The organism is Pseudomonas corrugata (genome assembly GCF_050920615.1).
GTDB classification, from domain to species: domain Bacteria; phylum Pseudomonadota; class Gammaproteobacteria; order Pseudomonadales; family Pseudomonadaceae; genus Aquipseudomonas; species Aquipseudomonas corrugata.
In genome coordinates this window covers 930,708-943,262 of record NZ_CP130434.1, presented here as the reverse complement: position 1 = coordinate 943,262, position 12,555 = coordinate 930,708, and the positions used below count along the sequence as shown (strand labels likewise).

The following is a 12,555-nucleotide window of genomic DNA, read 5'->3' as shown; positions in this document are numbered from 1 at the left end:
CTTTGATGACTGCGAAGCTGGAAAAAGTCCTGATCGCGAACCGCGGTGAGATCGCCCTGCGGATCCTGCGTGCCTGCAAAGAGATGGGCATCAAGACCGTCGCCGTTTACTCCAAGGCCGACAAAGAGCTGATGCACCTGGGCCTGGCGGACGAATCCGTCTGCATCGGCCCGGCCTCTGCCGCGCACTCCTACCTGCACATCCCGGCGATCATTGCCGCTGCCGAAGTGACCGGCGCCACCGCCATTCACCCAGGCTACGGGTTCCTGGCGGAAAACGCCGACTTCGCCGAACAGGTCGAGAATTCCGGCTTTGCCTTCATCGGCCCGAAAGCTGAAACCATCCGCCTGATGGGCGACAAGGTTTCGGCCAAGCACGCCATGATCGCTGCCGGCGTGCCGACCGTTCCGGGTTCCGACGGCCCGCTGCCTGAAGACGAAGAAACCGCCCTGCGCATCGGTCGCGAAGTCGGTTACCCGGTGATCATCAAGGCCGCCGGCGGCGGCGGTGGTCGCGGCATGCGCGTGGTACACAAGGAAGAAGACCTGATTTCCTCGGCGAAACTGACCCGCTCCGAAGCAGGCGCGGCGTTCGGCAACCCGATGGTCTACCTGGAAAAATTCCTGACCAACCCACGCCACGTCGAAGTCCAGGTGCTGTCCGACGGCCAGGGCCAGGCCATCCATCTGGGCGACCGCGATTGCTCACTGCAACGTCGCCACCAGAAGGTCCTCGAAGAAGCGCCGGCACCGGGCATCGACGAGAAGGCCCGCCAGGAAGTCCTGGCTCGTTGCGTCAAGGCCTGCATCGACATCGGCTACCGCGGTGCCGGTACCTTCGAGTTCCTGTACGAGAACGGTCGCTTCTACTTCATCGAAATGAACACCCGTGTTCAGGTGGAGCACCCGGTTTCGGAAATGGTCACAGGTATCGACATCGTCAAGGAGATGCTCAGCATCGCCGCCGGCAACAAGCTGTCGTTCACCCAGGATGACGTAGTCATTCGCGGTCACGCACTGGAATGCCGGATCAACGCCGAAGACCCGAAAACCTTCATGCCAAGCCCAGGCACGGTCAAGCACTTCCATGCACCGGGCGGCAATGGCGTTCGCGTCGACTCGCACCTGTACAGCGGTTATGCCGTTCCGCCGAACTACGATTCGTTGATCGGCAAGCTGATCACCTACGGGGCGACCCGCGACGAAGCCATGGCGCGCATGCGCAATGCGCTGGAAGAAATCGTGGTTGACGGGATCAAGACCAACATCCCGCTGCACCGCGATCTGGTACGTGACAAAGGCTTCTGCGAAGGCGGCGTCAACATCCATTACCTGGAACACAAGCTGGCCCACGAGGCTTGATGTCCCAAGTGATGTAAAAAAGACCCCGGTCCGTTGGCCGGGGTCTTTTTTTTGCCTGCCGACCGATCAGCTCAGCAGCACCGTCGAGAAAGCTTGCGCTTCGATCTGCGCCGAAGTCACCGGCCTCCCCTGCCCAGTGCTGATGGCACCACTGGAGTTCGCGACCAGGGGCTCGTTACGCACGCGTCTCATGAACCCCCGTGCCCGTACCGACACCGGATCGGCGCTCTTTTTCGCTCGCGCCAGCACTGGTATGTAGTAACGCTCGACTTGGCCGCGCCCTGTCTTGAACACCGACGTCACGCCACTGCGCAGGTCCAGCGCGACACCATAGGTATTGCCAAAACAGGAAGAGTACGACCAGTAATCCCACGTGGGTTGCAGGCCCTGGCGCCGCATCGCCGCCCTGACCCGCCCGCCGATGTCAGTGCCCGTCAGCCAATCCCCACCCACCAGGGTGGCGCGGATATCCTGCGCCACTCCGCCCAGACGCTGCGTTATGTCCCGCAAGCAGCGTTCGATCAGCGCGCGGATATTGTGATCAAAGTGAATGACAGCGCCCATTCCGGTGGTCGGGTTGTGCAGCGAAGCGATCACGCAGGTCTGCGCGTTCAGGGAGAACAGATAATTGTCTGCGACGGCCTCGCTGAACCTCGCCACTACCGCCTCGCCCTGCAATGCGCCCCTTGATACATCCGGGAAGACATGCCCAGGAAACGCCGCCCGCAAGTCATCCACTCGCCCAAGATAAGCCACCTCGCCGTTTCCACCCAGCAAGCCCGGCTTATCGTAGACCCACTTGCCATTCGACATCCTGCGCAGGGGCTCTTGATAAAGCGCCCCGGGATTCCTGGCATCCACCAGGCGCAGACCGTCAAGAGAGGGATGTTTCTTCACCTGGTAGTACCTGCCTTTATGCTTGATAAAGTAGGTGTCCCGCGGCTGTGAAGCACTGGACGGGCTACGCCAGGTGCCCTTGAAAATGCCCTCCTCAGTCACCTCCACCAGATTTGCAGGCACTTTCCTGATGGACTGATGCGCCTTGAAGCGTATGGGTCGTAGCGTTGGATCAGTCTCTTTGGCGGCGGGGGCTGCATGCCTCAAGCGCCGGGCCGACAACGATGCAGGCTTCACCACCTGCCCCAGACGCCTGACAGCGCCCACGATCTGTAGCCCAAACGCGGCGAACAACGCTCCCCAGGTCGCGAACATCCAATGCCACAGCGCGCTTTCCGTGTCGCCCTGGACATGCGCCTCGATGGCCTGCCCGGAACTGACGGTAATGAGGGCGATATCCAGCAGCAGGACAAAAGGGGGATACACCATGCATACCGGCGCTGACGCAAAGAGCAGGCCCTTGATGACCTGGCCCTCGATCACTTCGATACGGCTGGTGGTGACATCCTCCACATCAGTGATGCTGCGCTCGATATAGGCATCGAACTCGGCCCGGATGTCGATCACCCGATTGAGTTCGCGCAGCGCATCGACGCGAGCACTCGTCGTCGCCAGGGCCACCAGCGAACGCCTTACCTTTTCCCTGGCGGTGAGCGCCACCCGCCCCACGACATAATCACGCAGTCGTGCAGCGACCCCTCCGGAAAAATCCCGGTACCGGCGAAAGGTAACGCCGTCCGGCGCGTCTGGCGTGTACAGCCAGGATGAACGTTTCGGATCGAAGTAGATAAAAACGTAAACGCCCAATACGACATGCCCATCGACAGTAAACCTGACCACGCCCTCGCGCCTCACCACAGTCCCCGGATATTCAGGGCCCGACACTGCCACCAACTCCCCCAGCAGGGTGACTTGCCGGGTGAGCCACCAGAATTCCGAATCGTTCAACAGGCCCTTGCCCTTCGCGACGCGCAGGTCACGATCCATTCGGATCAGCAGCATGTGGCGGTAGGTATTGCGGCGCTTGATGTAGGCAGGCGAATCGACGTCGAGGAACCTGGCGCGGGTCTCTTTCCCATAACGCTCGCCCACATAAGCCCGTCGGATATAGAGCGCCAACTCGGCACTGCGGACCTGCCTCAGGTCCTGCCCGACAGAGGAACGCACACCTTTGCGGGGGTCATCGATACCCGAGTTGTCGTCGTACCCATGGATGACCAGATCCAGCAGGCTCGCGGTCTTCGTGTCACGGCCCGCGAGCCCCGGGCTGTAGTCGATGAGGATCGTCGCGGGATCCACCGACTCAAGTACGCCCCTGCTGCGCAGGTAAGGCGCGATCGCCTGGGCGACGGTGCGCTTGGCGAAGTCCACGAAGACTTCGAAGTCCGCAAGCTGCTCGCTGAATGCCCGCTGGTGCAGCAGGAGCTCCTGACTCAAACTGCTGATGTTTCGACGGGAATCAAGCGGCAGTGCGGAATACCAGCGAGGCGAGTCGTCCAACCGCACCTGCGCCAGGTTATGGGCCAACCCCATGGCCACGGCGTCTTCCAGGCACGCCCTGAATCCCGTCGCTCCGGCCCTTAGATCCTTGCCCATGTCCCATGAAACCGGCTTGTCCACCACACGGGCAAAGTATTCCCGAGCCACATCGCGACCATTCGGGGACAATTGCTGCATCAGGTATTCGCGCCCTGCCTCATTTCGGGTCCATGCGCCTATTTCCACACTCACGGCCCACAGCGACGGCAACTCGATCCACTCCTGGCCATCGGGCTTGGCGGGGGCATACAGCAACAGGTCACCCTGCATGTCCTCGCGGAAAAACAGCAGCAGATCAGCGCATTGCAATCCGTTTGGCAGTGCCAGGCCGGTGACATGCAGCAGGCTGGCGGACAGCACCGACGCCTCGCCGCCCCAGAGGGCTTTGACCGCGTCATGATTGACCGCCTTCAGATGACCCGCGCAACGCGCAATGAATGCGCTTTGCTGCAGTCGGGCCGTCAGCCAATCGAACATGGCGGGTTTCAGATCAGCCCGACCATATCGATCGGTCAACGCCTGCAAGTACCCGGCAGGCGCATCCACATCCGCCAACAAACGGCTGACGAACGCCGATGAAAGGGGCTGATTGCGCAGCATCGCGCCATTTTCCACCAGCAGTACCGACACGGCATCCGACCTTACCGGCCCCGCCACCAGCAGGTCACTCAGGCTGTAACGTTGTATGGGCTGATCAACGACCGCTCTCCATTGCAACGTCACCCGAACATTGTCCGGCTCGACGTCCATGTCCAGCTCATGCCTGATATACGCCTTGGCCTGTTGCCGGGCGAAGGCACGCAACGAGCCCACGCCATCGAGCAACTCATCGACCAGCGCCTGCGCCTGCTGAGTCCGCTCCTGAAGCAGCCGTAGCGATGCTCGCCCGGGTTCATCCAACACCCGCAGCCAATGAGGCAGTTGCAAGCGTGCCAACGCATCGAGATCCCGGCGCTCCTGCTCAGTGGCCAGCCCAGTCACTTCATTCATGCGACGCCAGGCGTCCTGGAGCGTTTCGATGCGCTCGCGCAGATCATCGACGTCCAGCCCCTCCAACTGATCGGACTGAAAAATCCTGTCGATGGCCGCCATGTGCTCACCGAGCTTCTGCTGGACCACGCCCTCGAGCGAGGCGTCGCCGCTAGTCATTCGCCAATAACGACTCAGGTAGTCCTTGTAGTGCTGAATGCCCCCCCAGACGGCGGACTCCACCACCTGGACAATGACCTCCCGACGCTCGGCCGTAAAACCCAAGTCGGGCCCGCCAGGCCAACGGAACGCCACGTCGTATTCCTCGTCAGGCGCAATCGGTTTGTCGTCGATCATCCGTTGCAGCACCGTGTCCAGCAGGGTGCCGATGAAATGTGGATCGATGTTGCCTTCCTGATAACGGGTACGCAGTTCGACCAGCAGATACTCTTCCAGCACCTCCAGCAAGGTCATCTGGGTCGGCAGGCGCGTGTCGATGACGGCCTTCCAGCGTGCCAGTCTTTCCAGAACGGCTGATGCGGTTTGCGCTTGCGGGATAGATTCCGCTCCCGCGCCATTCACCTTGCTTTGCCCCTCGGCAGTGTTGTCCATCACGTTCCTCCCTGTTGCGTGGACCCCCACCTTATCCGCCGTGCAGCACCTCCATGTCATACATATATATATCGAAACACCACGCCGGACGGCAGCCGCGGCCTGCCACAGGCCACCGGGCTTATCCACTTTGACGGCGACCTGGCGTACACTGCGCAGCTTTCGCAGCCTGGTGACCTGCGTGGCTGATTCGGGTACTCAAATTAGCCACACACGCCACCAAGACTGCTTCCTGTAGATTTATTTCCAAAGGTGCCCGCCATGCCTTGGCTGCAAGTACGTCTGGCCATCAGCCCGGAACAAGCCGAAACCTACGAAGATGCGTTTCTTGAAGTAGGCGCCGTATCGGTCACCTTCATGGACGCCGAAGACCAGCCGATCTTCGAGCCGGAACTCAACACCACCCCGCTGTGGTCACACACCCACCTGCTGGCCCTGTTCGAAGGTGGCGCCGAAGCGGCCAGCGTGCTGGCCCATCTGGAACTGCTGACCGGCAGCCCGCTGCCCGAACATCACAGCGAAGTGATCGAAGACCAGGATTGGGAACGCAGCTGGATGGACAATTTCCAGCCGATGCGCTTTGGCCAGCGGCTGTGGATCGTACCGAGCTGGCACGCGGCGCCGGAGCCGGACGCCGTCAACCTGCTGCTGGACCCGGGCCTGGCGTTCGGCACCGGCACCCACCCGACCACCGCGTTGTGCCTGGAATGGCTCGACGGCCAGGACCTCAAGGGCTGCAATGTGCTCGACTTCGGCTGCGGGTCGGGCATCCTGGCCATTGCCGCGCTGCTGCTGGGCGCTAAAGAAGCGGTTGGCACCGACATCGACGTCCAGGCCCTGGAAGCGTCCCGCGACAACGCCGGGCGCAACAACATTGCCGAAGCACTGTTCCCACTCTATCTGCCGCAGGACCTGCCCCAGGTCCAGGCCGACGTACTGGTGGCCAATATCCTTGCCGGACCGTTGGTTTCCCTGGCGCCGCAACTGTCGGGCCTGGTCAAGCCGGGTGGGCGACTGGCGCTGTCGGGCATCCTGGCCGAGCAGGGTGAAGAAGTTGCCGCCGCTTATGCCGCCGACTTTGACCTGGACCCGATTGCCAATCGTGATGGCTGGGTGCGCATCACCGGACGTCGGCGCTAGAATGGCCGCCTGTACCCACCGGATTGCCGCATGACTGACAGTTTCGTCACCCAGTGCCCGCATTGCCACACCAGTTTTCGCGTCAGCCATGCTCAATTGAGCGTGGCCCGCGGGGTGGTTCGCTGCGGCTCATGCCTGCAAGTCTTCAATGCCGCGCGGCAATTGCTGGAACAACGGACAGCCAAGGAGCCCGCCCCACCCGTCGCCGCGCCCATCCGGCCTGCTGCCGTCGAAACACCGCCCCGGGCAATCAGCCAGAAAGAGTGGACTGCCGCCGAGCTGGACCTTGACGACCTGGACAAGGAGCTGGCTCGCCTGGAACGGCGCGACAAACGGGCACCGGACTCCTTCGGCCGACGCCGTGAAGATAACCTGAGCGCACAGCGGGATCACCTCTCCGGCGAACAGGAACCCTGGTCCGACAGCCTGTACAGCGACTCTCCCGCCGAGCGCGCGGAAGCAGTAACCCAGGCCCCCATCGAGCCGTTCGCCCCCCATGAGCCCGTCCGGCCACCACGCACCGAGCCATCCCTGTCCCTGCCCCTGACGCTTGAACCACTGGAGCCGGACGATGTGCCTGGCGCGCCGCTGCACCTGGCACCGGACGATGAACCTGACGAACACCTCGAACGCCTGTCCGCCACCGACGACATTGACGATATCGACGAAGAGCCAGTCCTGCCCCGCAAGAAACGCGAACGCCAGGAACCCGGAATACGTGCCGAAGTCCTTCAGGACCTTGACGACGATCCGTTGCAACTGGACTGGCGCAAGCGTCGCTCGCCCTGGGGGCGACGCCTGCTGTGGAGCCTGTTGATTCTGCTGGCCGCCGCGGCGCTGGCCGGCCAGTACATCGCTTATCACTTCGAGGAATTGGCCCGCCAGGACCAGTACCGCCCGTGGTTCCTGCAGATATGTCCGAGCATCGGCTGCGACGTTCCGTCCAAAGTCGACATTGCCAAGATCAAAAGCAGCAACCTGGTGGTGCGCAGTCATCCGGAGTTCAGCGGTGCCCTGGTGGTGGACGCGATCATCTACAATCGTGCGCCCTTCTCCCAGCCTTTTCCGCTGCTGGAATTGCGCTTCGCCGACCTTAACGGACACTTGATCGCCAGTCGTCGCTTCAAGCCCGGAGAGTACCTGGGCGGCGATCTCGAGGGGCTGGGGGAAATGCCGCCGCAGACCCCCATTCACATCGCCCTGGACATCCTGGACCCGGGTCCCAAAGCGGTGAACTACAGCCTGAGCTTCCACTCGCCTGAGTGATCCACCGCAGGCCAGTCGATTGACGGCAGCTTTCTGACCCACCCCAGCCGGACCAAACCGCTGGCGATAACAAAATAGCTGTTCAGATTTTATCCAATTCGATCTTTATCCAGTCATCGAGAGCGGGTATCATGCCAACCCTTTTTCGAAGTCTCATGATCCGGCCCCACTTCAGGGAAGTCCTATGTCGGCGGTACGCATCGGCCCATACACACTGCAGAACGGTCTGGTTCTCGCCCCCATGGCGGGTGTCACCGATCAGCCCTTTCGTCAGTTGTGCAAACGGCTGGGCGCCGGTCTTGTCGTTTCGGAAATGGTCACCAGTGACATGACCCTGTGGAACACCCGCAAGTCACGTCTGCGCATGATCCACGAAGGCGATCCCGAGCCCCGCTCGGTACAGATCGCCGGTGGCGACGCACAGATGCTGGCGGAGGCGGCCCGGGCCAACGTGGCGCTGGGGGCCCAGATCATCGACATCAACATGGGCTGCCCGGCAAAGAAAGTCTGCAATAAGGCTGCCGGCTCGGCACTGTTGAAGGATGAAGCCCTGGTTACCGAGATCCTGCAGGCTGTCGTCGCCGCGGTCGATGTGCCGGTGACCTTGAAGATCCGCACCGGGTGGGACCGGGAGAACAGGAATGGCCTGACGGTGGCGAAGATCGCCGAACAGGCTGGAATCACGGCGTTGGCGGTCCATGGCCGCACCCGTGCCGACCTGTACACCGGTGAGGCCGAGTACGACACCATCGCCGCTATCAAGCAGGCGGTGTCGATACCGGTGTTTGCCAATGGCGATGTCGACTCGCCAGAGAAGGCCCGGTACGTGCTGGACGCAACCGGTGCCGACGGCCTGTTGATCGGCCGGGCCGCCCAGGGGCGGCCCTGGATTTTCCGTGAGATCGAACACTTCCTGCGCACCGGCGAAAAGCTGGCCGCGCCGCAAATGTCCGAGGTGGAACGAATTCTGCTGGAGCATCTGGCCGCACTGCATGCCTTCTACGGAGAAGTCATGGGCGTGCGCATCGCGCGCAAGCATGTGGGCTGGTATCTCGCAACCCTGCCGGGCGCCAGGGAGTTTCGCGCCCGCTTCAATCGTTTGGATGGTACGCAAGCACAATGCGCCGACGTTCAGGCCTTCTTCGCTGAACGTTACAAGAGCCTGACAGGGGACGAAGGGGTGGCCGCATGACGATGATGACCGAGACTTTAGTGAGTGGAATAACACCCGTGAGCGACAACGTGAATTTGAAACAGCACCTCAATACGCCTAGCGAAGAGGGTCAGACCCTTCGCGGGAGTGTCGAGAAGGCGCTGCACAATTATTTCGCCCACCTTGAGGGCGCTGCCGTCACGGATGTGTACAACCTGGTGCTTTCCGAAGTCGAGGCGCCACTGCTCGAAAGCGTGATGAACTACGTCAAGGGCAACCAGACAAAGGCCAGTGAGATGTTGGGCCTGAACCGCGGTACCCTGCGCAAGAAACTCAAGCAGTACGATCTGCTGTAAGCATTCAATCAAACCAGAAAGGCGCCCGCGTAAAAAACGGTCGCCTTTTTTGCTGACTTCCCTTGCTTTTGATGGAAACTGAAATGACCGACCAGACCACCCGCCTGCCGATCCGCCGCGCCTTGATCAGCGTCTCCGACAAGACCGGGATCCTCGAATTCGCCCGCGAGCTGCAACAGCTGGGCGTCGAGATCCTCTCCACCGGCGGGACCTTCAAGCTGCTGCAGGACAATGGCGTCGCCGCAGTGGAAGTCGCGGACTACACCGGTTTTGCGGAAATGATGGACGGTCGGGTCAAGACCCTGCACCCGAAAATCCACGGTGGGATCCTGGGCCGTCGCGGCATCGACGACGCCATCATGAACGAACACGGCATCAAGCCGATCGACCTGGTGGCGGTCAACCTCTACCCGTTCGAAGCCACCATCAACAAGCCGGGCTGCGACCTGCCGACCGCCATCGAGAACATCGACATCGGCGGCCCGACCATGGTCCGCTCGGCGGCCAAGAACCACAAAGACGTGGCCATCGTGGTCAACGCCAGCGACTACGCCAATGTGCTGGAAAACCTCAAGGCCGGCGGCCTGACCTACGCCCAGCGTTTCGACCTGATGCTCAAGGCCTTCGAACACACCGCCGCCTACGACGGCATGATCGCCAACTACATGGGCACCGTGAACCAGGCCGCTGAAACCCTGTCGACCGAAGGCCGCAGCGAATTCCCGCGCACCTTCAACACACAGTTCATCAAGGCCCAGGAAATGCGCTATGGCGAGAACCCGCACCAGAGCGCGGCCTTCTACGTTGAGGCCAAGCCTGCCGAAGTCGGCATTGCTACCGCCACCCAGTTGCAAGGCAAGGAGCTGTCGTTCAACAACGTGGCCGATACCGACGCCGCGCTGGAATGCGTGAAGAGCTTCGTCAAGCCGGCCTGCGTAATCGTCAAGCATGCCAACCCGTGCGGCGTGGCCGTGAGCCCGGACGCCGAGGGCGGTATCCGCCAGGCCTACGAACTGGCCTACGCCACCGACACCGAATCGGCCTTCGGCGGCATCATCGCCTTCAACCGTGAACTGGATGCCGAGACGGCCAAAGCCATCGTCGAGCGCCAGTTCGTCGAGGTGATCATCGCGCCTTCGGTCAGCGAAGAAGCTCGCGCCATCGTGGCCGCCAAGGCCAACGTGCGCCTGCTGGCCTGCGGCCAATGGTCGGCGGACCGTGCTCCGGCGTGGGACTACAAGCGCGTCAATGGCGGCCTGCTCGTACAGAGCCGCGACATCGGCATGATCGGCAGCGCCGACCTGAAAGTCGTGACCCAGCGCGCCCCGAGCGAGCAGGAAATCAACGATCTGATCTTCGCCTGGAAAGTCGCCAAGTACGTCAAGTCCAACGCCATCGTCTACGCCAAGAACCGCCAGACCATCGGTGTCGGCGCCGGCCAGATGAGCCGAGTGAACTCGGCCCGTATCGCCGCGATCAAGGCTGAACACGCCGGTCTGCAGGTTCAGGGCGCGGTCATGGCGTCCGATGCGTTCTTCCCGTTCCGCGACGGTATCGACAACGCGGCCAAGGTTGGTATCACCGCCGTGATCCAGCCGGGTGGTTCGATGCGTGACAGTGAAGTGATTGCCGCCGCCGACGAGGCAGGCATCGCGATGGTCTTTACGGGCATGCGCCATTTCCGTCACTAATATCGATCGATGTGGGCGCTGAGTTTGTGTGGGAGCACGGCTTGCCCGCGATAGCATCACCTCGGTGCGCCTGATAAACCGAGTTGCCTGCATCGCGGGCAAGCCTTGCTCCCACACAAGCTCGCTTCCACAGAAGAGCAGCTTCAGCGCTGCATACAGAATCAGCGTCATCCGAGGTTTTTGAAATGAATGTTTTGATCATTGGCAGCGGTGGCCGTGAACATGCCCTGGCCTGGAAAGTAGCCCAGGACCCGCGCGTGCAGAAGGTTTTCGTGGCGCCGGGCAATGCCGGTACCGCCATCGAAGCCAAGTGCGAGAACGTCGCGATCGACGTGCTGGCCCTGGAACAACTGGCCGATTTTGCCGAGAAGAACGTCTCGCTGACCATCGTCGGTCCGGAAGTGCCGCTGGTCGCCGGCGTCGTCGACCTGTTCCGCTCCCGGGGTCTGGACTGCTTCGGCCCGACTGCCGGTGCGGCACAGCTGGAAGGCTCGAAAGCCTTTACCAAGGATTTCCTCGCCCGGCACAAGATCCCGACCGCCGACTACCAGAATTTCACCGAAATCGAGCCGGCCCTGGCCTACCTGCGGGAGAAAGGCGCTCCGATCGTGATCAAGGCCGATGGTCTGGCCGCCGGTAAAGGCGTGATCGTGGCCATGACCCTGGCCGAAGCCGAAGACGCCGTACGCGACATGCTGGCCGGCAATGCCTTCGGTGATGCAGGCTCCCGGGTGGTGATCGAAGAGTTTCTCGATGGTGAAGAAGCCAGTTTCATCGTCATGGTGGACGGCAAGAACGTCTTGCCCATGGCCACCAGCCAGGACCACAAGCGTGTCGGCGACGGCGACAGCGGGCCGAACACTGGCGGCATGGGCGCCTACTCCCCGGCCCCGGTAGTCACTGCCCAGGTACACCAGCGCGTCATGGACCAGGTGATCTGGCCAACCGTGCGCGGCATGGCTGAGGAAGGCAACGTCTATACGGGCTTCCTCTATGCTGGCCTGATGATCGACAAGGCTGGTAACCCAAAAGTCATCGAATTCAACTGCCGTTTCGGCGATCCTGAGACCCAGCCGGTGATGTTGCGCCTGCAATCGAGCCTGGTACTGCTGGTCGAAGCCGCACTGGCCCAGGCGCTGGACAAGGTCGAAGCGCAGTGGGATCCACGCCCGAGCGTTGGCGTCGTTTTGGCGGCCGGCGGCTACCCGGGAGACTATGCCAAGGGCAGCGTGATCCGTGGTCTGGAGGCTGCGGCCCAGCAGGAAGGCAAGGTTTTCCACGCTGGTACCGCGCTGAAGGACGGCCAGGTCGTCACCGCCGGCGGTCGCGTGCTGTGCGCCACCGCCATGGGTACCAGTGTCGACGCCGCTCAGCAGCAGGCCTACAAGCTTGCCGCCGAGATCGACTGGGAAGGTTGCTTCTACCGTAAGGACATTGGTTATCGTGCCATTGCCCGCGAGCGTGGCGAAAATCTGGAATAACCCGGCCTTTCAGCCAGGCAGGGCTCCGTGGCCCTTGCCTGTCTGTCAGGGCGCCGCGCATAGTTATAATATGGCATCAACCTACGAAGG

General features: G+C 62.0%; 8 protein-coding genes. 7 read left to right on the top strand and 1 reads right to left on the bottom strand.

Translation table 11 applies throughout. The features are described from left to right. Positions 1-5: 5 nt before the first annotated feature. Positions 6-1,361, top strand: coding sequence for an acetyl-CoA carboxylase biotin carboxylase subunit (gene accC / locus QZH45_RS04065; RefSeq protein ID WP_024781402.1), 1,356 nt, complete (start codon positions 6-8; stop codon positions 1,359-1,361). Between the two features lie 66 nt (positions 1,362-1,427). Here accC and QZH45_RS04060 read toward each other — a convergent pair whose 3' ends face one another. After that, entirely contained in the window at positions 1,428-5,378 is a 3,951-nt protein-coding gene (locus QZH45_RS04060) for a dermonecrotic toxin domain-containing protein (RefSeq protein ID WP_055135342.1), read from the bottom strand. Between the two features lie 261 nt (positions 5,379-5,639). Between QZH45_RS04060 and prmA the strand changes: the two genes are divergently transcribed. The 6 genes from prmA to purD all read left to right on the top strand — a co-directional run bounded on the left by prmA (position 5,640) and on the right by purD (position 12,465). Next, complete coding sequence (prmA, locus tag QZH45_RS04055; RefSeq protein WP_024781404.1) at positions 5,640-6,518, top strand: 50S ribosomal protein L11 methyltransferase; 879 nt, start codon at positions 5,640-5,642, stop codon at positions 6,516-6,518. A gap of 30 nt (positions 6,519-6,548) precedes the next feature. Beyond that, on the top strand, positions 6,549-7,784 hold the full coding sequence (locus QZH45_RS04050) for a DUF3426 domain-containing protein (RefSeq protein ID WP_053194194.1): 1,236 nt from the start codon (positions 6,549-6,551) through the stop codon (positions 7,782-7,784). Positions 7,785-7,968: 184 nt separating this feature from the next. Then, positions 7,969-8,976 carry a tRNA dihydrouridine synthase DusB gene (gene dusB / locus QZH45_RS04045; protein ID WP_024781406.1) on the top strand — a complete coding sequence of 336 codons (1,008 nt, stop codon included), beginning with the start codon at positions 7,969-7,971 and terminating at the stop codon, positions 8,974-8,976. Next, positions 8,973-9,293, top strand: a complete 321-nt coding sequence (fis, locus tag QZH45_RS04040; RefSeq protein ID WP_024781407.1) for a DNA-binding transcriptional regulator Fis — start codon at positions 8,973-8,975, stop codon at positions 9,291-9,293. Before dusB ends, fis begins: the two co-directional genes overlap by 4 nt. Positions 9,294-9,376: 83 nt before the next feature. After that, the gene (gene purH, locus QZH45_RS04035) at positions 9,377-10,984 is read left to right on the top strand and encodes a bifunctional phosphoribosylaminoimidazolecarboxamide formyltransferase/IMP cyclohydrolase (protein ID WP_024781408.1); all 1,608 of its coding nucleotides are present in this window, start codon (positions 9,377-9,379) and stop codon (positions 10,982-10,984) included. 185 nt (positions 10,985-11,169) lie between these two features. Further along, positions 11,170-12,465 carry a phosphoribosylamine--glycine ligase gene (gene purD / locus QZH45_RS04030; protein ID WP_024781409.1) on the top strand — a complete coding sequence of 432 codons (1,296 nt, stop codon included), beginning with the start codon at positions 11,170-11,172 and terminating at the stop codon, positions 12,463-12,465. Positions 12,466-12,555 lie beyond the last annotated feature (90 nt).

Bases quoted from the DNA above. Each gene is read 5' to 3' on its own strand.
- accC (WP_024781402.1), top strand. From the start codon at position 6: ATGACTGCGAAGCTGGAAAAAGTCCTGATCGCGAACCGCGGTGAGATC.
- QZH45_RS04060 (WP_055135342.1), bottom strand. From the start codon at position 5,378: ATGGACAACACTGCCGAGGGGCAAAGCAAGGTGAATGGCGCGGGAGCG.
- prmA (WP_024781404.1), top strand. From the start codon at position 5,640: ATGCCTTGGCTGCAAGTACGTCTGGCCATCAGCCCGGAACAAGCCGAA.
- QZH45_RS04050 (WP_053194194.1), top strand. From the start codon at position 6,549: ATGACTGACAGTTTCGTCACCCAGTGCCCGCATTGCCACACCAGTTTT.
- dusB (WP_024781406.1), top strand. From the start codon at position 7,969: ATGTCGGCGGTACGCATCGGCCCATACACACTGCAGAACGGTCTGGTT.
- fis (WP_024781407.1), top strand. From the start codon at position 8,973: ATGACGATGATGACCGAGACTTTAGTGAGTGGAATAACACCCGTGAGC.
- purH (WP_024781408.1), top strand. From the start codon at position 9,377: ATGACCGACCAGACCACCCGCCTGCCGATCCGCCGCGCCTTGATCAGC.
- purD (WP_024781409.1), top strand. From the start codon at position 11,170: ATGAATGTTTTGATCATTGGCAGCGGTGGCCGTGAACATGCCCTGGCC.